Raw genomic sequence first — 18,342 nt, 5'->3', positions numbered from 1 at the left:
AAACCTCGTGAATTGCTGGAAACTCTTATGACTTGTTGGCTACAACGTGACTGGAAACGGTGAGCGTGAATGCTTGAAAACAACAAGTGGTGAAAGACAATCAGCAGCCAAGCCTCTAAGACGAATGTTATGAGGAAGGTTCAACGACCATCGAAAGCATGCGAACAGCAGAAGCGAGTAGAGTAGGGTTCAAGCGAACTCGAAGTGCGAGGACACCTCAATAGGTGTAAGATATGGTCTGAACTCTATGGTGACATAGAGAGTTGATGTAGCGTATCAACGTAACATAATGGCTCAAATGATCATGTTATCAAACTGGCACCCGGACATTTATGAATTTATCATCTCCAAAATGCAAAATCCGCGAATTTTGCGCTATTTGATCGAAAACACAGAAGACGAAATGATCAAGAAGCTGGCAGATGAGAAACTGAATTTCAAACCTTTGACAGCACAAGAAGAAGCAATGTATCAAGGCATCACAAACTATAAACAAATCCCAGGTCAAGGTGGTTTTAACGCAGCGATTATCCGTGACGCTGAGCTGAAGCTTCAGGATGGCGGAACGTACACCGTTCATAATCCGGAATTCCTGACAGGAGCGAATATTTCCGTAACATTAACGGATGACTTCATGAAAGCGGTGGAAGAAGACGCGGATTACGACTTACGTTTCCCGGCAGTCGAAAATTATTCTCCTGAACAGATGAAGTATTATAATGAACAGTGGCATGAAGTTGGCGATGTACGCGAATGGGAACGTCTAGGTCACGAAGTTCGTGTGTATCGTACGATTAAAGCCCGCGCACTATGGGATTTAATTAATATCTGTGCTACGTATTCAGCGGAACCAGGCATATTCTTCATTGATAATGCAAATGACGACACGAATGCGAAGGCTTACGGACAGCAAGTTGTAGCAACGAATCCGTGTGGTGAAGTTCGCCTCACGTTAAAAATTGCGGGATGAAGCGGGAAAGCTGAGAAATAGTATAATTAAAAGAAAATTAAATTGACGAGGGGCTTATGAAAAAAACATGTAAAACTTGTGGTGTTACTAAAACTGTTAATGATTTCGAAAAAAGGGTAGATAGCAGAGATGGATATAGACAACAATGCAAAGTATGTAAAAAGAACCATTCAACTTATTCTAAAGCTAAGTGGGCTGAAAATGATCATATTTCTTTTTGGAGGGTTAGATCTTACAGCTTTAACAATGCCAAGGGAAGAAGAACTGGAATTGCTGCAAAGGTAATTATTAACTCTAAGCCTATTTCTGGAATGGAACTGAAGCTGTTGTATGATACTGATCCTTGTTGCCATTATTGTAGAATACCCCTAAATCGAGAAGACATTGTTTTTGACCATAAGCAACCACTTTCAAGAGAAGGGAAACATGAAATTAATAATATTGCTATTTCCTGCAGTGATTGTAATAATTTAAAAGGAATTAGAAATATCGAAGAATTTCTTGAATTTCTTCTTGTTTATATAAGTCGATTTTGAAGTTAATTATACTTGCCAATCCGAACCGAAGGCTAGAAGTAAATTTTTAGTCAGGGGCAACGCATACCTGGTGATCCTGATTGATCCTGATCAGACTATAATCCAGGCACGAGACCGCAACACTGTATGAATGACGCAGTGAAAATGTATGCTGAACTTACAGGAAGACAACTGTAAGAACTAGAGGATAAAAAGCCTTTAGGATAACAACTGGAACAACCACTTGCACCATATTCTGTCTGTAATTTAGCTGCTGTCAATCTTGCTGAGATGGCAGACAAAAATACGAAGACGGTTAACTTTGAAAAGTTGAGAGAGACGGTACAGACTGGTGTGCGTATGCAAGATAATGTCATCGATGCTACGCCGTACTTCCTTGAAGAAAATAAAGTACAAGCTCTTGGCGAACGCCGTGTAGGTCTTGGTGTGATGGGGCTTGCTGATCTTCACATCTACTGTGAAAAAGAATACGGCTCGCCTGAAGGAAATCAATTAGTGGATGAAGTATTTGAAGTAATTGCGACAACTGCTTACCGCGAATCGATTGAATTGGCGAAAGAAAAAGGAAGTTTCCCGTTCCTAATTGGTCAAACGGATGAAGAAACGAAAGCATTACGTCATGCTTTCATTTATTCTGGCTTTATGAAGCGCATGCCAGAAGATATCCGCGAATCGATTTTGGAACATGGAATTAGAAACTCCCATTTATTGACAGTTGCACCAACTGGATCCACTGGAACCATGGTAGGGGTCAGTACCGGGTTAGAACCTTATTTCTCATTCACATATTATCGCAGCGGACGCTTAGGGAAATTCATCGAAGTAAAAGCAGCGATTGTAGAAGAGTATTTGCAGGCTAATCCTGATGCAGATCCGAATAACTTGCCTGAGTGGTTTATTTCTTCAATGGAATTATCACCAGAAGCGCATGCGGATGTGCAATGTATCATTCAGCGCTGGATCGACAGCTCGATTTCTAAAACCGTTAACGCACCACGCGGCTATACAGTGGAACAAGTCGAGAGTGTGTACGAGAGATTGTATAAAGGCGGGGCAAAGGGCGGTACAGTATACGTCGACGGTAGCCGTGATGCACAAGTACTAACTCTGAAAGCGGAAGATAATATTCCGGATACAGAAGAAGTAGTCGAAGTGACAGAACAGCCGAAAGTCGTGCTCGTTAATACAATCCAAGCATTGCGTTCTACAAATGTTACAATCGGTTCAGAAGTGGGCGACACATGCCCAGTTTGCCGACAAGGTACAGTAGAAGAAATTGGTGGATGTAACACGTGTACCAATTGCCAAGCACAGTTGAAGTGTGGTTTATAATTCAATACTAGACAAAACCCCGAATGCTCTTATGCATTCGGGGTTTTGTGCTTTCATAGGAAAAGGATAACAGCCTTCTCTTGTAGGTGAATATCGTATTCGTAATAAAAGTTAAATTATTTCAAGAATCTATGTTGATATAATTTTCAAACTATTATATACTAAGTTGAAAATTGTTTGATAGTATAACTATCTATCAGACAAATACATAAAAAGACGAGAAAGAAGGGGTTTCATGCTGACATTTTTATCATCCATCGTCTTATTAATCATTGGTTACCTAACGTATTCGAAAGTGGTCGAAAAGGTATTTGTGATTGATGATGCAAGGAAAACGCCTGCCTATACACAGGCTGATGGTATGGATTACGTGCCGATGAGTTGGTGGAAAGGCTGGTTGATCCAATTACTGAACATCGCAGGCTTAGGCCCAATATTCGGGGCAATTGCGGGCGCGTTATATGGACCTGTCGCATTCATTTGGATTGTGTTTGGTAGTATTTTTGCAGGAGCTGTTCATGATTACTTTTCTGGCATGTTATCTCTAAAACACGGCGGTGCTCAATTCCCTAAAATTGTAGGAGAGTATTTAGGTGATTTCGCCAGACGTTTCATCAATGTGATTTCAATTGTTTTAATGGTTCTTGTGGCGGCTGCCTTTACTGCAGGGCCAGCGCAACTTATTTCATCCATTACACCGCTGTCATTTATCGTGTCACTTATTATTATATTTGGTTACTTCGTGTTGGCGGCTATTTTGCCGATTAATAAAATTATAGGCCGTTTATATCCAGTGTTTGGGGTAGTGTTGATCGTGATGGCAGTTGGAATCGGTGGCGCGTTATTATTTGGTCCTGAAAAAATCCCGAATTTAACTTTACAGAACTTACATCCTGGAGAGTTGCCAATTTGGCCATTGCTGATGGTAACGATTTCTTGTGGAGCTATCTCTGGTTTTCACTGTACGCAAAGTCCAATTGTTTCTAGAACGATGAAAAAGGAGTCGGAGGGCCGGAAAGTGTTTTATGGCGCAATGATTGCGGAAGGTATCATCGCAATGGTGTGGGCTGCGGCAGGTATGACATTCTTTGGTGGTACGGCAGGATTGCAAGGCGCCTTGGCTGCGGGTGGTCCTGCAGGTGCAGTAAACGAAATTTCGAGTACATTACTAGGTTCGTTTGGTGGAATGTTAGCTATTTTAGGTGTGATTATTTTGCCGATTACAACGGGTGATACAGCTCTTCGTTCAGCGCGTATGATTTTCACGGAAGCGACATCTAAGTGGTTGAATCCCAATAAAAAGTGGGTGGTTTTAGCTAGTACATTGCTATTAGGTGTACCGATGTTCTATCTATCCACAATCGACTATTCGTTCTTGTGGCGGTATGTTGGCGGCACGAATCAACTGGTAGCAGCCATCATGCTTTGGACCGCAACCTCTTATTTAATCAGAGAAAAGCGAACACATTGGATTGCGGGAATTCCTGCACTGTTCATGACTGCAGTCGTCGTGACGTACTGGATGTATGCTCCTGAAGGTCTACATCTAGACTACGCTGTATCTGTAGGTACAGGAATTGCAGTTTCAGCTGCGATTGGTGTGTTTTACATACTGAAAGTCATTCAATCGAAACAAGTTCCAGTTATTGTGAGTGAACAATAGAAAAAAGGGCCTTTAGCGAATGTGCTAAGGCCCTTTTACTTTCATGAAAAATTTTGTGGAAATATGAGCCTTAAACATGTAAAAAATACATTCGAGGCTCTTTGTTTAATCTTATGAAAGAAGAGGTTTTGGCTCATTCTCTTCTTCGGTTTCTGCTGCTAGTTGGGGATTCAACACACCTACTCCGTGTTCTTCCACTTCCAATAATTTTTCAAAAGAAGCAATGGCAACTTCTACTTGCTTGTCGTCTGGCTCTTTTGTTGTTAATAATTGCAACCAAAGCCCAGGGTATCCTAGATAACGAAGTACCGGTACGTTGCGCACCGCATTCGTCAACTGTAATACTTCAAATGATATGCCGAGCACTACCGGAATTAACAAAATCCGATTGAGGACGCGCAACCAAAGTGGGTCGGTTGGAACTAAGAAGTAGATGAACATTCCGACGATGACCGTGAACAAAATGAAACTACTACCGCATCTATAATGCAATCGGGATTGCGACTGTACATTTTCTACTGTCATTTCCATATTACTTTCGTAGTTATTGATGACTTTATGCTCTGCGCCGTGATATTGGAAAACGCGCTTGATCAGCGGTGTCATAGAAATCAATCCGATATACGTCAGTAACAAGAATAGTTTAAAGAAGCTTTCGATCATAATTTGTGCCGTTTTGCTAGGTGCCACGGATTGAAATAACTCCGCTAAGAAAACGGGTGCAAGTGTAAAGACGAACTTACCAAAAATAAACGACAACACTCCGACTGCCGCCACTCCAAGCATCATGACTAGTTTCGACGTCTCTTCTTCTTTAGCATGTTCCTCTTCTTCGCCAGGCATCACATCGTAGCGATCACTTGCAAACGTCAAATGCTTAGAACCATTACCAGCCGATTCGATTAGCGCGACAATACCACGAATTAAAGGAATTTTTTTTAATTTGGTGCGTATAGGATGTGATTCTCTCGGTACATGGTAGTACTCGATCGTATCATCTTTACGGCGAATAGCTGTCACCGTATCCTTCTTTCCACCGAACATTACACCTTCTATAAGTGCTTGACCTCCGTATGCCGGAGGAGTTTTCTGTTGGCTCATAACATACCCACACTTTCTGTCGTAAGAAACGATATTCCCATTGTACTAAAAAAAGTGAAATTGCACCATTGAGATGTTTAAAAAGTTGTAAATTGCCCGACACTGGAATGGGAGGTATTGTCATGAAAATTACATCAACACATATGTGGACAGCTGTTGTGGCTGCGGTACTATCTATCATTTCACTGAAATTCCTGAAAGTTTTCAAATTTATAAAATGGTCACCAATAGGCTGGACAAAAAAACTTCATATGCTTACGACTTTTCCTGGCTGGTTTAAGTGGGTGATATTGGGAGTCATCTGCTTCTTGCTATTTTTTATCCTGTACTTTATTGCACGTCTGACGATTAAGATTCCACCCACTGTTTCTTCATTGATCGTCACAATTATTGTAATACTCTTCATTGAATGGATGATCCACGTCAAAGCAGATTTGACAATGACACAATTCATTAAAAAAATATCGATACCGTTTGCTTGTTTGTTTGCGATGATCTTCCGTTTCGTCATCGGAACATCTGTCTACATGAAAAAAACAATAGGCTAGAACAGTATTAGTATGTCCCGCTACTGCATTGTGCTAAAATAGGGAAGAAAAATGAGTGGGAGGGGATTTAATGGAACTGTTACTCTTAAATGGTCCAAACTTGAACCGATTGGGCAAAAGAGAACCGGATATTTACGGGGCGGAGACACTTGCAGATATTGAAAGCCGAATACAGCGTCTAGCGGATGAATCAGACATCACGCTCGCGTGTTTTCAATCCAATATAGAAGGTGAGCTCATCAATAAGATTCACGATGCCGGGGATCGAGAAATTGATGGGATCATCTTCAATCCGGGCGCATTTACACACTATAGCATTGCGCTTCGTGACGCAATCGCCTCTATTTCCGTTCCGGTAATTGAAGTCCATATCTCAAATATACATACTCGTGAAGAGTTCCGACACACGTCTGTCATTGCGCCTGTTGCAGCAGGGCAATTGTGCGGTTTTGGAACAGCGGGCTACGATCTTGCCTTCCAAGCGTTTTTGTTAAAACGAAAGGAGAGACCGTCTTGAAAATAGAGCAATTAAGAAAATTACTAAAAGAACAGCAACTTGATGCATTATTCATTACAAATCCGTATAACCGTCGCTATATGACAAACTTCACGGGATCTGCTGGTACGGCAATTGTTTCACAAGATGATGCAGTTTTCATTACAGACTTCCGTTATATGGAGCAAGCCAATGACCAACTAAAAGACTATCGCATTGTCCAGCATACGGGCACGATGATCCAAGAAGTTGCGAATCAAGTAAAAGAGATGAAGATTGATACACTAGGCTTCGAAAAAGAGGATCTCAGTTATAGTCAGTTTGAGATGTATAACGAACAGATAAAAGCGAAACTAGTGCCTGTCGCAGGTTTAATAGAGAAATTACGTTTAATTAAGACGCCGGAAGAAATCGAAGTGTTGAAGCAAGCAGCAGCCATCGCGGACGCGGCATTCGTTTATATTTGTTCGGTCATCCAAGCAGGTAAAACGGAGCTAGAAATCGCCAATGAATTGGAGTTTTTCATGCGGAAACAAGGTGCGACATCCTCTTCATTTGACATAATTGTTGCTTCTGGTGAAAGAGGGGCTTTACCACATGGGGTCGCATCTGATAAAGTGATTGAGACAGGTGATTTAGTTACAATGGATTACGGTGCCCTCTATAATGGGTATATCTCGGATATTACGAGAACCGTTGCGATCGGTGAGCCTTCTGCTAAACTTCGTGAAATCTATGAAGTTACGTTACGTGCCCAAGAACTGGGTGTGGAACAAATTAAGCCCGGCATGACTGGTATCGAAGCCGACGCAATTACACGCGATTATATCAAGTCCAAAGGGTATGGGGAGGCATTTGGTCATTCAACCGGTCATGGGATTGGCATGGAAGTTCACGAAGCTCCAGCCTTATCATTCCGTTCTAAAACGGTGCTTGTGCCGAATATGGCGGTTACCGTTGAACCAGGAATCTATCTTCCTGGTGTAGGTGGCGTGCGGATTGAAGATGATATACTGATTACAGAAACAGGTAATGAACGTTTGACAAAGTCTACTAAAGAACTGCTTATTTTATAATCGGTTAAAAATGGAGGAATACGAATGATTTCAGTAAACGAATTTCGTACAGGATTAACAATTGAAGTTGATGGTGACATTTGGCGCGTAATGGATTTCCAACACGTAAAACCAGGTAAAGGTGCAGCGTTCGTTCGTTCGAAGCTGCGTAATCTTCGCTCAGGCAACGTGAACGAAAAGACGTTCCGTGCGGGAGAAAAAGTAGAAAAAGCACAGATCGATAACCGTAAAATGCAGTATTTATATGCTGACGGTGATATGCACGTATTCATGGATAACGAATCTTACGAGCAGATCGAACTATCTGAAAAGCAACTTGAATATGAACTGAAGTTCTTGAAAGAGAATATGGAAGTTCACGTCATCACATATAAAGATGAAGTACTTGGCGTTGAATTACCAGTGACCGTTACGCTTGAAGTAGCTGAAACAGAGCCTGGAATCAAAGGCGACACAGCGAGTGGCGGTTCGAAGCCAGCTAAGATGGAAACAGGCCTTGTCGTACAAGTGCCATTCTTTGTGAACCAAGGTGATATGTTGATCATCAACACAGAAGAAGCAGAATACGTTTCCCGCGCATAAGTAAATACTTATTTAGGATGTCCCAGTAATGGGGCATCTTTTTTTGCGTGGAATTAAGTTCAAGAACTAAATCTTTGATAAATGTTTGTTAAATGTGAGTGCTTCGGGATGGAAGCTCCGCCTAGAGCGAGAGCCGTCACGAAGAACGGCTTTTGCGAGCATAAGCGAAGCGTTGGGAGTATATCTTTGAACTTCAAATCCCCACGCCAATAAAAACTACTCCCTATCTTTTTCAATCCGCAATGTCCCCTATACTTTTATACTTTTGCATATCTAAGAAGCCTACTTCATAGAGTGGATTATGGAGGAGGCGTAGCGGGATGGAACTGAATGACTTATTGCGCATCGCCGGCGTCGGGTTGGTGATTGGGGTACTTCACGTGTTCTTCGAGCAAACAGGCAAGAAAGAGTTCTCATTTTTCCTATTTTTTTTAGCGTATCTGTACATCTCGATCGAGTTGCTGATGTTCCTTAGAATATTCTTTACGGAGATTACGGAATTCTTTAGCTGGCTATCCATGGCGATGTAAATGGCAATTCTCTTTCAATTATTTGTCGTGTATCTCTTGCTGCTTCTGCTTTCATTTGCCGCACCTGCCTTGCATCCCATTCTTTATACCACGCTATTCTTACTGGTTACAGTGTATGTATTATTCACGGTCCTGGTACCTTTTGGGTCGACATTGTTAGCGTTGACGGAAAAGTTGCCGTCGCCTTATGCGACGCTACTAGTAGTGAGTGCAGGTCTGTATTATGTGGCGGAAGTTCTGTCGCTTCAGATGAAAGATGAGGGGTACGGGGCCTTCGGGCAGTTGTTTCAGACCAGCATGAAAGTAGTCATTATGACATTGTGGCTGCCGTATATCACGCAATTGATCGAGACAATTCACGCGTTCATTCCTTGGTGAACGAATCCTAACAATAATGAATGGACGAGACAACTATGTTGAATATTCTGCAGGAAAGTATCGCGGGTATCATCGGACCATTTTTCTTGTTGCTCATCATGTTGCTCATTGCTTCTCTTGTCGATTTCTTTCTCCCGGCGTTTCAAAAGTGGACGAGGTTTCTGTTGCTCATCCTCATTTTAGTATTGCTGATTGAGCCAGCCAAGGAAAGTTTTGAGCAAATCCAAGTCATCACGCACACGATTGCTTCATTATTCCTTGGGATGTATCCATTAATTGCTGCGATGATTTTGGCTTCTGGTGCAACGTTTGGCGTCTTGAATTTCCAACCCGCTATGTTGTTATTTGCGCAAGGGGCTGTCGTTTTTGCAGACAAGTTCCTGTTGCCGGTGTTATTAACAGCGCTGTTGTTCGATATTTTCACGCGATTGGTACCAGAAATTGCCTTCACGCGAATGGCGGATTTATTGCGTACGTCATTGCTTGCATTTGTTTCCGCCATGGTGGCAGCGTATTCCATTTTTATTACAGCGGGTGGAGCGCTGTCTTGGACGATGAATGGTGCTATGAATGAGCCGTTGAAAGAGCTGATCAAGAACAACATTCCTGTCATCGGTTCATTGTTGACGGATACGCTCGGATCAATTGGACGGTATTCTTCCGGCGCCACGGCTTATATGAGTATTTGGCTGCTCGTATCGATCTGGACGATCGCACTATTGCCGGCAGTTAGAATTCTATGTATTGCCTTTATGTTTAGATGGACAGCGGCAATCATTGAACCATTTTCGCAAAAGGAAGTGTGCGGTTTACTAGACGATATCGGCCGTACGTTGTTTGTTTTATGCGCTATTTCATTTTTGCTGACATTCGCTTTCATCTATACAACGATTTTCATTGTGACGTTCATTAAACTGATGACGTTCGGGAAATGAGGCGGATGTATGGAAGTATTTTTAATCGGATTGGCCAACTTGGTAGTCATTGCGCTAATTATTCAGTTACTGGCGAGCCGTGAAATGGAAAGAATGTTTATTCCATTGTGTAAAGTGGCCATTGGTATTTGGATTTTGCAATATATTCTACAATTCGCAAGTCATAAGTTACTGTGACGCTACATATTATGCAAATGTAGAATGCATTTTAGTTAATTCACGTTGAGTTGGTGATGGAACTTGGAAAAGCCCACAGGGAAACCCCGATTGATCATGATCGGTTTGATGGTTATGGTGTGTAGCGTTTTATACATCACCAGTACGGCGAATGTAGGAGGGGAGAAACAGAAAAAAGAAGAGAAGCGCATGCTGTCAACACTTGAAGAAACACTTGAACAAATGGAAGGGCTAGGGAAAGTGAAAGTTTATTTTCATTACGATGAAAAAGAAGAAGAGAGCCCGTTAGCCAATTATTTTTCCGCTTCATCCAATGGGAAAACTCAATCACCTTTGCAAGGGTTGCTCGTTGTAGCGGAAGGGGCAGACGATCCGGCTGTACGAAACGGACTTTCACAACTCTTAGCCAACGTCCTACAATTGCCTGAACATCGTATCGTCATCGTGGAAATGAAGAAAAGGGGGAATTAACATGAAAGCCAATAAACGAACAGTTTGGTTTTTAACACTACTCAGTCTAGTCGCAGTGATTTCAATCTACTACGTGAAGAAGGAAGCGCCGATGCCGTTTGATGGGATTGCAATCTTCACGAAAGAAACCAAGGACGCAACGAATTTACTCGAAAAGGAAGGCAAGTCGGAGGAAGTGAAACCGGTCTTTGCTGAATCGTATATTTTCCAGGATATGCGTATGGAAGTGCGTAACGAACGTAGCGAGACGGTGCAACAGTTGACAGAGAAGATGACGTCTTCTGACTTTACCGCCGAACAGAAAAATGAAATTTTTAATGAGATTGCTGCGTTACGAAAAGTAAGTTCGACAGAAGCGTTGATGGAGATGCAGATCGCTGCACTTGGTTACCCAGAAGTGTTTGTACGTGGAGATGGCGATCGAGTCAACGTGACGGTGTTATCGAATGAAAGCCATTCACCGAAAATGGCGGATGAAATTACACAGTATGTCATGTCGAGTTGGGATGGCGCGCAAACCGTCAAAGTCGATTTTGCAGAAACAAAAGAATAACGACAAAAGGAAGTCCATGTGGCTTCCTTTTTTACATAGTAAAAATTAAGCTTTTGAAATAGGTGCAACATATAATTAGAATTATACGCTTATAGGTAAACTCTTTAAAGATACTAGATAACACATCTTCGTTTTTTCGAATAAATTGTCACAAGATTTGCAACTAGTAGGCATTTATCAAGAATAATAGAATAATTTGTGTCTTTGCTATTCCATATTTACTGTAAAACGACTATCATAGTATACGATAGCAAGAAAATTTAGTTAGGAGAATCAGATATGTTGAAAATTCAAGAAATCCGAGAAATTATTAAGCTTATCGATCAATCATCCATCCAGAAGTTTTCATTAGAATCAGATGGAGGGAAGATTAAACTAGAGAAGAATGGTGGACAAGCCGTCACAACAGTTACAGAAGCGCCACAAACACCACAAGCTGCACCGGCTCCAGTTCAAGCACCAGTAGAAACTGCAACAGTAGCTCCAACACCAGCACCAGAAGCGCCGGCAGCTCCAGCAGCTGAAGTCGCAATTGACGAAACACTACACAAAATCACTTCCCCTATGGTTGGAACATTCTATAAGGCCTCATCACCAGATGCAGAAGCATACGTTAAAACTGGTGATAAAGTAACAGCTGAATCCATCGTTTGTATCGTAGAAGCAATGAAATTATTCAACGAAATCGAGTCAGAAGTACATGGTGAAATCGTTGAAATCTTAGTGCAAGACGGTCAACTTGTGGAATACGGACAGCCTTTATTCCTTGTTAGAGAAAACTAAGGGGGAGTAACTAATGAAAAAAGTATTAATTGCAAACCGTGGAGAAATTGCTGTACGGATCATTCGTGCATGTAAGGAAATGGGTATTAAAACAGTAGCGGTCTATTCTGAAGCAGATGCAGAGGCGCTACATGTGCAACTAGCAGACGAATCAGTTTGCATTGGACCACGTCTATCGACAGACAGTTATCTGAACTTCTCAAACGTTATCAGTGCTGCGAAAGCAACTGACTGTGACGGAATCCATCCCGGTTATGGTTTCCTTGCGGAGAACGCGAGCTTCGCAGAACTTTGTGAAGAAGTAAATATCGAATTCATTGGACCCACAGCGGCAGCAATTTCTAAAATGGGTACAAAAGATGTTGCGCGTAATACAATGGCGTCTGCAGGAGTTCCAATCGTTCCCGGTTCTGATGGCATTGTGGATGACGCAGATCATGCACTCGAAATTGCAAAAGAACTTGGATTCCCTGTGATCATCAAAGCAACTGCTGGTGGGGGCGGTAAAGGAATTCGTGTAGCACGTGATGAAGAAGAGCTAGTAAATGGCGTGAAAATCACACAAAAAGAAGCAGCTGCGGCTTTCGGTAACCCAGGTGTGTATATTGAGAAATATATCGAAGTATTCCGTCACGTAGAAGTTCAAGTGCTAGCGGACAAATACGGTAACACGGTTCACTTAGGTGAGCGTGATTGTTCTATTCAACGCCGTATGCAAAAACTAGTCGAGGAAGCTCCGTCTCCTGCATTGACTCCTGAACTACGCGCAGAGATGGGTGAAGCCGCTGTTAAAGCAGCTCAAGCGTGTAACTATCGCGGTGCAGGTACAGTAGAATTTATTTTTGATCATATCAATCAAAAGTTCTATTTCATGGAGATGAATACACGAATTCAAGTGGAACACCCTGTAACAGAAATGATCACAGGAATCGACTTGATTCAACAACAACTAAAAGTAGCTTCAGGCGAAGAATTAGCATTTAAACAAGAAGATATTCAATTCAATGGTTGGTCTATTGAATGTCGGATCAATGCAGAAAATCCTGAAAAGAACTTCATGCCTTCACCGGGTAAAGTAACAATGTATCTACCTCCTGGCGGCTTTGGTGTACGTGTTGACTCAGCAGTGTACCCAGGCTATACGATTCCACCGTTTTACGACTCGATGGTCGCAAAGCTGATCGTTCATGCGGATACGCGTGAGCAAGCGGTCGCTCGGATGAAACGTGCACTAGACGAGTTCGTAGTCGAAGGCGTTCATACAACGATTCCTTTCCACGCGAACTTAATGGATGACGAAATTTTCCAGTCAGGTGATTTTGATACAAAGTTCCTAGAAAAGTACGACGTCATGAAATAATTGGAGGAGAAGTGTAATGGCTGATAAAACAAATGCATCGTTTGTCGGAATGACACCGTCTGGAGATGCCGCACTCGGACGAGTCCAGCTCGCACCTGAAGTACTCGAAGTCATCATTGGTATCGCCACGTCAGAAGTTAGCGGAGTGATTGCTACCCAAGGGAATTTCGCATCAGGTGTTGCGGAGAAGTTGGGGAAAGTGATGTACGGAAAAGGTGTGAAAACCGAATGGGTAGACGAAGGATTAAAAATCGATGTGTATTGCATTATTGAGTATGGCCATTCCATCCCTACGATTGCGACAAAGATTCAAAAAGAAATTCGCCAAGCGATTTTGAATATGACTTCGCTTCAAACGCATGAAGTGAATGTCCACATTACAGGCATTCATTTCGAAAACTGAGTGCGTCTTATTGAATGAGCGGATAACCGAAGACAACCCTACTCAAGATCGTAGGGTCTGTCTTCGGTTTTTTGTTTCGAGAAAAAGGGTTAGAAGAATTGTGATTCGGTGGGCAATGAGCGGATACAGGTGGCGATAGAGCGCTTGACGTAAAGTTATGAGCGGGTGCGGGTCTGGATAGAGCGGGTGTCGCAGAGCGTAGGGCGGACATGAAGGTTTATGAGCGTATAGACGAATTAATGAGCGAAACTCACATTACCCTTACTAGTTATCTACAAATAACACTTCAAACGACAATGAAAAGTTGACTAGCCATGTAAAACCCCATGAGAAAGTATTCTTCTGACTCGCTGATCATGGTGCTTTCCTCTTTACCAATTATTGCGGGCTCAAATATTTATGAACTTATTGACCGGAAATGTAAACAGGTGACATAAAATCGCTTGATTGCACTAGTTCTTTTCCTGCATTTTGTGCTATCATTAGGTTTTGAAGATGAGCGGTAGAGGAGATAACAATTATGAAACGAAGAGAAGCACGTGAAAAAGCAATCCAAACACTGTTTCAGCTAGATAATAGTGAGATGAACGTGGACGAAGCGATCGGTTATATTGTGGAAGCACCACTGGATTCATTTTATGAACAACTAGTTCGAGGCACAGCGCAACACTTGACAGAAATCGACAGTGAAATCACAAATAAATTGGAAAACTGGACCATCGACAGATTGCCAAAGATTGAAAGAACAGTATTACGATTGGCTGTCTATGAACTCCTTCATAACGAAGAAGTTCCGAATCGGGTCATTATGAACGAAGCGATTGAGTTATGTAAGACATTTGGTGACGAAAAGTCAGGCCGTTTTGTTAATGGGGTACTTTCTAAATTCCAATAACCGAAAACGTCTCTACTAGTAGCAAGTTTGAGCTCGATAAACTTTCATTACAAATAAAAAAAGTTTGGTGGGAAAATCATGTCTAGTAAAAAGATTGATGGTAAAGCGATAGGACAGGAAATCCGGAATGAATTAAAAGAAGAAGTCGCTTCTTTAATCACACAAGGAGTGCAACCTGGACTGGCTGTTATTTTAGTGGGAGAAAATTCAGCATCTGAGACGTACGTAAAAAACAAAGAGAAATCGAGCAAAGAAGCCGGTATGAAATCCGTGCTGACTAAATTGCCTGAAACTGTGTCGGAAGAAGATCTACTACATGAAGTAGAAAAGCTCAACCAGGATGAGACGATTGATGGTATTTTGGTGCAATTGCCGTTGCCCAAACATATTGATGAAAACAAAGTCATCCGCGCGATTAGCCCCGAAAAAGATGTCGATGGATTCCATCCGATGAATGTCGGAAAAATGTTGATCGGTCAAGAAACATTTTTACCATGTACACCCTATGGTATTATGCAATTGCTTGAGCGTTCCAACGTAGATATAGCAGGCAAGCACGCCGTAATTATCGGTAGAAGTAATATTGTAGGAAAACCGATGGGGCAACTACTATTGCAAAAAGATGCAACGGTGACGTATTGTCACTCCCGTACGGAAGATTTGAAGAAATTCACGCAACAAGCGGATATTTTAATCGTCGCAATTGGTATAGCTAAATTCATTACAGGGGATTACATCAAAGAAGGCGCAGTGGTGATTGATGTCGGTATGAACCGTGATGAAAACGGTAAGCTATGTGGAGATGTGGATTATGAATCAGCAGAAAAACAGGCAAGTGCTATCACGCCCGTACCAGGCGGAGTAGGTCCCATGACGATTACGATGTTATTGAAAAACACCGTTGAAAGTGCGGAAAAAAGATTAAAGGTACGTACGGAAAATAAGTAATTCTGAACGGGAGACGCTCTTTTGGAGCGCCTCTCTATACATAAAAGGGCAGGTGACGGAAACATGTCCAATCAAACTTTTTTAACCGTTCAAGCGCTAACGAAATATGTTAAACGTAAATTTGACGCTGATCCACATTTACGTAACGTATATGTAAAAGGTGAATTATCGAACGTTAAGCTTCATCCGTCCGGACATATTTATTTCACATTAAAAGACGATAAAACAAGAATTCAGGCAGCGATGTTCCGTTCCCGTTCCAACACACTTCAATTTAAGCCTGAAAACGGAATGAACGTTCTGATTACAGGTGATGTGACCGTGTTTGAAACAGCGGGATCGTATCAGCTCTATGTACACACAATGGAGCCAGACGGTATTGGAGCGCTGTATCTAGCTTTTGAACAGTTGAAAAAGAAGCTTCAGCAAGAAGGATTGTTTGAAGAAAGATTCAAGCAACCTATTCCCCAAGTACCACAACGAATTGGCCTCATTACAGCTGAATCAGGTGCTGCGCTACGTGACATGTACTCGACAATCAACCGACGATTTCCAATGGCGGAGATGTATCTGTTTCCAGCTCTCGTACAAGGTCGCACAGCCGTTCCATCCATTGTGAAAGCGATTGAACAAGCGAATCACATGGCGAATGTCGATGTATTGATTGTTGGCCGTGGTGGGGGCTCCATTGAAGATCTGTGGGCATTCAATGAAGAAGACGTAGCACGTGCTATTTTCTCCAGTCGGATTCCGATCATTAGTGCAGTCGGACATGAAACCGATACGACGATTGCAGATTTTGTGTCGGATTTACGTGCACCGACGCCGACTGCTGCAGCTGAAATGGCCGTGCCAGATCAGCTTCAATTATTCCAACACTTGAAAAATCAGCAACGTTCGATCTATCTGGCGTTCCAGACCTTAATAAACCAGTTGAATAAGCGTTTAGAAACGGCACAAGCGTCTTATCCGCTCCAATATCCGGAACGATTATATCGACCATTCATTGAGAAGCTCGACAACTTGGAAGATCGCTTGCAACGCGGCAGTGAGGCAATCGTTCAGGGAAAACAGATGAACTTCGATCGTTTATATGCGGGTATTCAGTACTACACACCGATTCGACGCATCCAGCTAGAACAACAACAAATGAAACAGTTGGAAATGCGTTTGAACCGTGCTGCAGAACACACCATTAAACAGCGCCAGCAACACTTCGTAGCCCTGATGCGCATGATGCAAGCCTTGAACCCGTTACAAGTAATGGAGAGAGGTTTTTCAATCGGTTATAAAAATCAGGAAGTGATTAAATCGATTCATGATGTAGCAAGCGGAGATCTAGTGACGCTTCAATTAGCAGACGGATCTATTTCCACTAAAGTGAAAGAAATCATTCCAAAGGAGGTCGAGTAAGGATGGCAGAAGAGAAAAATATGCAATTCGAGCAAGCAATGCACCAGTTAGAAGAAATTGTACAGAAGTTGGAGGCCGGTGAAGCACCTTTGGATGACACGATTACGTTGTATAAACAAGGGATGGAGCTCTCAGCTTATTGCCAGAAGAAATTGCAAAATGCAGAAAAACAATTGATTCGCATGATTGATCAAGAGGGTAATGAATCCTCATTTGACCCAACAGCAGGTGAGCCGAATGAATGATAAACTACAAGCATTTGTCGATGAAATGATACCTAAAGTTGAAAGTGAATTGACGAACCAACTGGCGAAGTCCGATATTCCTAACGTTTTGCACGAATCCATGATGTATTCAGTAGACGCAGGCGGCAAACGGATTCGGCCATTATTGGTTATGGCTGTTTTATTTGATATGAAAAAGGATTCGGTGGATGCAGTAAAAGTGGCGTCTTCTGTCGAATTGATACATACATATTCATTGATCCACGATGATCTACCATGCATGGATGATGATGATTTTAGAAGAGGAAAACCTACGAATCATAAAGTGTACGGTGAGGATGTAGCGACGCTCTCGGGTGATGCGATGCAAGCAATGGCATTCCAAGCGCTTGCAGATCTTCAGGAAACACCACCTGCAGCAGCAATTGAGCTCGTCGGATTACTGGCGAAAGCTTCGGGTGCACAAGGAATGGTGAAAGGCCAAGTCCTCGATATGAAAGGCGAACAGCAATCATTGCCTTTAGCAGAATTGGAAGAAGTACATATTCATAAAACAGGCGCATTACTCTCATACTGTATTGAAGCGGGTGCTGTGCTAGCACAGGCTACTGATGAACAGCGCGAGCAACTTCGCCGATTCGCTCACAATATTGGATTGGCTTTCCAAATTCAAGATGATATTTTAGACGTGACTGCAACTACCGAGCAGCTCGGCAAACCAGCTAACAGTGATACTTCAAGCGAAAAGTCAACATATCCTTCATTGCTAGGGTTGGATGGGGCTCGCGAACAATTAAAAGCACGTCATGAAGAAGCGTTACTTGCGTTGCAGTCCATTGGCTTAGGGGAGTCTATGTTGCAATTGTTAGCAGATTACATTATTGAGCGAAAAATGTAATTTGGAACCGTTATATTTGTGTCGCACGTTGTTACTGTTATAATGTAGAAAACAAACAGCAACTACTTGG

Annotated in this window: 21 protein-coding genes and 2 pseudogenes; 22 read left to right on the top strand and 1 reads right to left on the bottom strand. The window is 42.3% G+C overall.

Translation table 11 applies throughout. From position 1 onward, the window contains the following. Positions 1 to 286 precede the first annotated feature (286 nt). From CSV67_RS02640 to CSV67_RS02625, 4 genes and pseudogenes are all read left to right on the top strand, one after another. Positions 287 to 940, top strand: a pseudogene (locus CSV67_RS02640) (vitamin B12-dependent ribonucleotide reductase); the annotation flags it as partial. A gap of 86 nt (positions 941 to 1,026) precedes the next feature. Continuing rightward, complete coding sequence (locus CSV67_RS02635) at positions 1,027 to 1,506, top strand: HNH endonuclease (protein ID WP_099630084.1); 480 nt, start codon at positions 1,027 to 1,029, stop codon at positions 1,504 to 1,506. A gap of 213 nt (positions 1,507 to 1,719) precedes the next feature. Then, a pseudogene (locus CSV67_RS02630) lies at positions 1,720 to 2,838 on the top strand (vitamin B12-dependent ribonucleotide reductase); the annotation flags it as partial. Positions 2,839 to 3,073: 235 nt separating this feature from the next. Continuing rightward, complete coding sequence (locus CSV67_RS02625) at positions 3,074 to 4,501, top strand: carbon starvation CstA family protein (RefSeq protein ID WP_099630082.1); 1,428 nt, start codon at positions 3,074 to 3,076, stop codon at positions 4,499 to 4,501. Positions 4,502 to 4,612: 111 nt separating this feature from the next. On the opposite strand, the gene CSV67_RS02620 is transcribed toward CSV67_RS02625, so the two are convergent. Beyond that, on the bottom strand, positions 4,613 to 5,602 hold the full coding sequence (locus CSV67_RS02620; protein ID WP_099630081.1) for a DUF1385 domain-containing protein: 990 nt from the start codon (positions 5,600 to 5,602) through the stop codon (positions 4,613 to 4,615). Between the two features lie 122 nt (positions 5,603 to 5,724). Here CSV67_RS02620 and CSV67_RS02615 point away from each other — a divergent pair, with 122 nt between their 5' ends. From CSV67_RS02615 to CSV67_RS02535, 18 genes are all read left to right on the top strand, one after another. Beyond that, entirely contained in the window at positions 5,725 to 6,150 is a 426-nt protein-coding gene (locus CSV67_RS02615; RefSeq protein ID WP_099630080.1) for a hypothetical protein, read from the top strand. Positions 6,151 to 6,220: 70 nt separating this feature from the next. Next, positions 6,221 to 6,667: a type II 3-dehydroquinate dehydratase gene (gene aroQ / locus CSV67_RS02610; protein WP_099630079.1), complete on the top strand. Its 447-nt coding sequence runs from the start codon at positions 6,221 to 6,223 to the stop codon at positions 6,665 to 6,667. Beyond that, positions 6,664 to 7,722: a M24 family metallopeptidase gene (locus CSV67_RS02605; RefSeq protein ID WP_099630078.1), complete on the top strand. Its 1,059-nt coding sequence runs from the start codon at positions 6,664 to 6,666 to the stop codon at positions 7,720 to 7,722. Before aroQ ends, CSV67_RS02605 begins: the two co-directional genes overlap by 4 nt. A gap of 24 nt (positions 7,723 to 7,746) precedes the next feature. Further along, the gene (gene efp, locus CSV67_RS02600; protein WP_099630077.1) at positions 7,747 to 8,304 is read left to right on the top strand and encodes an elongation factor P; all 558 of its coding nucleotides are present in this window, start codon (positions 7,747 to 7,749) and stop codon (positions 8,302 to 8,304) included. 320 nt (positions 8,305 to 8,624) lie between these two features. Next, the gene (locus CSV67_RS02595; protein WP_029054553.1) at positions 8,625 to 8,834 is read left to right on the top strand and encodes a hypothetical protein; all 210 of its coding nucleotides are present in this window, start codon (positions 8,625 to 8,627) and stop codon (positions 8,832 to 8,834) included. Beyond that, the gene (locus CSV67_RS02590; RefSeq protein WP_099630076.1) at positions 8,835 to 9,212 is read left to right on the top strand and encodes a stage III sporulation AC/AD family protein; all 378 of its coding nucleotides are present in this window, start codon (positions 8,835 to 8,837) and stop codon (positions 9,210 to 9,212) included. 35 nt (positions 9,213 to 9,247) lie between these two features. Beyond that, complete coding sequence (locus tag CSV67_RS02585) at positions 9,248 to 10,147, top strand: stage III sporulation protein AE (protein WP_158232006.1); 900 nt, start codon at positions 9,248 to 9,250, stop codon at positions 10,145 to 10,147. Positions 10,148 to 10,156: 9 nt separating this feature from the next. Further along, a complete protein-coding gene (locus CSV67_RS16610; protein WP_158232007.1) occupies positions 10,157 to 10,324 on the top strand; it encodes a hypothetical protein in 168 nt (55 codons plus the stop codon). 63 nt (positions 10,325 to 10,387) lie between these two features. Beyond that, positions 10,388 to 10,795, top strand: a complete 408-nt coding sequence (locus CSV67_RS02580) for a hypothetical protein (RefSeq protein WP_099630074.1) — start codon at positions 10,388 to 10,390, stop codon at positions 10,793 to 10,795. 1 nt (position 10,796) lies between these two features. Continuing rightward, positions 10,797 to 11,348, top strand: coding sequence for a SpoIIIAH-like family protein (locus tag CSV67_RS02575; protein ID WP_099630073.1), 552 nt, complete (start codon positions 10,797 to 10,799; stop codon positions 11,346 to 11,348). 279 nt (positions 11,349 to 11,627) lie between these two features. Next, a complete protein-coding gene (gene accB / locus CSV67_RS02570) occupies positions 11,628 to 12,131 on the top strand; it encodes an acetyl-CoA carboxylase biotin carboxyl carrier protein (RefSeq protein WP_099630072.1) in 504 nt (167 codons plus the stop codon). A 13-nt stretch (positions 12,132 to 12,144) separates the two neighbouring features. Continuing rightward, positions 12,145 to 13,491 carry an acetyl-CoA carboxylase biotin carboxylase subunit gene (gene accC, locus CSV67_RS02565; RefSeq protein WP_099630071.1) on the top strand — a complete coding sequence of 449 codons (1,347 nt, stop codon included), beginning with the start codon at positions 12,145 to 12,147 and terminating at the stop codon, positions 13,489 to 13,491. Positions 13,492 to 13,507: 16 nt separating this feature from the next. Further along, positions 13,508 to 13,894: an Asp23/Gls24 family envelope stress response protein gene (locus CSV67_RS02560; RefSeq protein WP_099630070.1), complete on the top strand. Its 387-nt coding sequence runs from the start codon at positions 13,508 to 13,510 to the stop codon at positions 13,892 to 13,894. Between the two features lie 520 nt (positions 13,895 to 14,414). After that, on the top strand, positions 14,415 to 14,789 hold the full coding sequence (nusB, locus tag CSV67_RS02555) for a transcription antitermination factor NusB (protein WP_099630069.1): 375 nt from the start codon (positions 14,415 to 14,417) through the stop codon (positions 14,787 to 14,789). Positions 14,790 to 14,867: 78 nt separating this feature from the next. Next, on the top strand, positions 14,868 to 15,737 hold the full coding sequence (folD, locus tag CSV67_RS02550; RefSeq protein WP_099630068.1) for a bifunctional methylenetetrahydrofolate dehydrogenase/methenyltetrahydrofolate cyclohydrolase FolD: 870 nt from the start codon (positions 14,868 to 14,870) through the stop codon (positions 15,735 to 15,737). A gap of 63 nt (positions 15,738 to 15,800) precedes the next feature. After that, positions 15,801 to 17,150 (top strand): exodeoxyribonuclease VII large subunit, encoded by a 1,350-nt coding sequence (gene xseA, locus CSV67_RS02545; RefSeq protein WP_099630067.1) that lies wholly within the window; start codon positions 15,801 to 15,803, stop codon positions 17,148 to 17,150. Between the two features lie 2 nt (positions 17,151 to 17,152). Beyond that, entirely contained in the window at positions 17,153 to 17,395 is a 243-nt protein-coding gene (locus CSV67_RS02540) for an exodeoxyribonuclease VII small subunit (RefSeq protein WP_099630066.1), read from the top strand. After that, positions 17,388 to 18,272: a polyprenyl synthetase family protein gene (locus CSV67_RS02535; protein ID WP_099630065.1), complete on the top strand. Its 885-nt coding sequence runs from the start codon at positions 17,388 to 17,390 to the stop codon at positions 18,270 to 18,272. Before CSV67_RS02540 ends, CSV67_RS02535 begins: the two co-directional genes overlap by 8 nt. The last annotated feature ends 70 nt before the right edge of the window (positions 18,273 to 18,342 follow it).

This window comes from Sporosarcina sp. P2 (genome assembly GCF_002743255.1).
In the GTDB taxonomy this organism is placed as follows: domain Bacteria; phylum Bacillota; class Bacilli; order Bacillales_A; family Planococcaceae; genus Sporosarcina.
This window is presented reverse-complemented; position numbering and strand designations above follow the sequence as displayed.

Bases quoted from the DNA above. Each gene is read 5' to 3' on its own strand.
- CSV67_RS02590 (WP_099630076.1), top strand. From the start codon at position 8,835: ATGGCAATTCTCTTTCAATTATTTGTCGTGTATCTCTTGCTGCTTCTG.
- CSV67_RS02615 (WP_099630080.1), top strand. From the start codon at position 5,725: ATGAAAATTACATCAACACATATGTGGACAGCTGTTGTGGCTGCGGTA.
- CSV67_RS02535 (WP_099630065.1), top strand. From the start codon at position 17,388: ATGAATGATAAACTACAAGCATTTGTCGATGAAATGATACCTAAAGTT.
- CSV67_RS02585 (WP_158232006.1), top strand. From the start codon at position 9,248: ATGTTGAATATTCTGCAGGAAAGTATCGCGGGTATCATCGGACCATTT.
- CSV67_RS02540 (WP_099630066.1), top strand. From the start codon at position 17,153: ATGGCAGAAGAGAAAAATATGCAATTCGAGCAAGCAATGCACCAGTTA.
- CSV67_RS02625 (WP_099630082.1), top strand. From the start codon at position 3,074: ATGCTGACATTTTTATCATCCATCGTCTTATTAATCATTGGTTACCTA.
- CSV67_RS16610 (WP_158232007.1), top strand. From the start codon at position 10,157: ATGGAAGTATTTTTAATCGGATTGGCCAACTTGGTAGTCATTGCGCTA.
- nusB (WP_099630069.1), top strand. From the start codon at position 14,415: ATGAAACGAAGAGAAGCACGTGAAAAAGCAATCCAAACACTGTTTCAG.
- efp (WP_099630077.1), top strand. From the start codon at position 7,747: ATGATTTCAGTAAACGAATTTCGTACAGGATTAACAATTGAAGTTGAT.
- CSV67_RS02560 (WP_099630070.1), top strand. From the start codon at position 13,508: ATGGCTGATAAAACAAATGCATCGTTTGTCGGAATGACACCGTCTGGA.
- accC (WP_099630071.1), top strand. From the start codon at position 12,145: ATGAAAAAAGTATTAATTGCAAACCGTGGAGAAATTGCTGTACGGATC.
- CSV67_RS02635 (WP_099630084.1), top strand. From the start codon at position 1,027: ATGAAAAAAACATGTAAAACTTGTGGTGTTACTAAAACTGTTAATGAT.
- accB (WP_099630072.1), top strand. From the start codon at position 11,628: ATGTTGAAAATTCAAGAAATCCGAGAAATTATTAAGCTTATCGATCAA.
- CSV67_RS02620 (WP_099630081.1), bottom strand. From the start codon at position 5,602: ATGAGCCAACAGAAAACTCCTCCGGCATACGGAGGTCAAGCACTTATA.
- CSV67_RS02595 (WP_029054553.1), top strand. From the start codon at position 8,625: ATGGAACTGAATGACTTATTGCGCATCGCCGGCGTCGGGTTGGTGATT.
- CSV67_RS02575 (WP_099630073.1), top strand. From the start codon at position 10,797: ATGAAAGCCAATAAACGAACAGTTTGGTTTTTAACACTACTCAGTCTA.
- aroQ (WP_099630079.1), top strand. From the start codon at position 6,221: ATGGAACTGTTACTCTTAAATGGTCCAAACTTGAACCGATTGGGCAAA.
- folD (WP_099630068.1), top strand. From the start codon at position 14,868: ATGTCTAGTAAAAAGATTGATGGTAAAGCGATAGGACAGGAAATCCGG.
- xseA (WP_099630067.1), top strand. From the start codon at position 15,801: ATGTCCAATCAAACTTTTTTAACCGTTCAAGCGCTAACGAAATATGTT.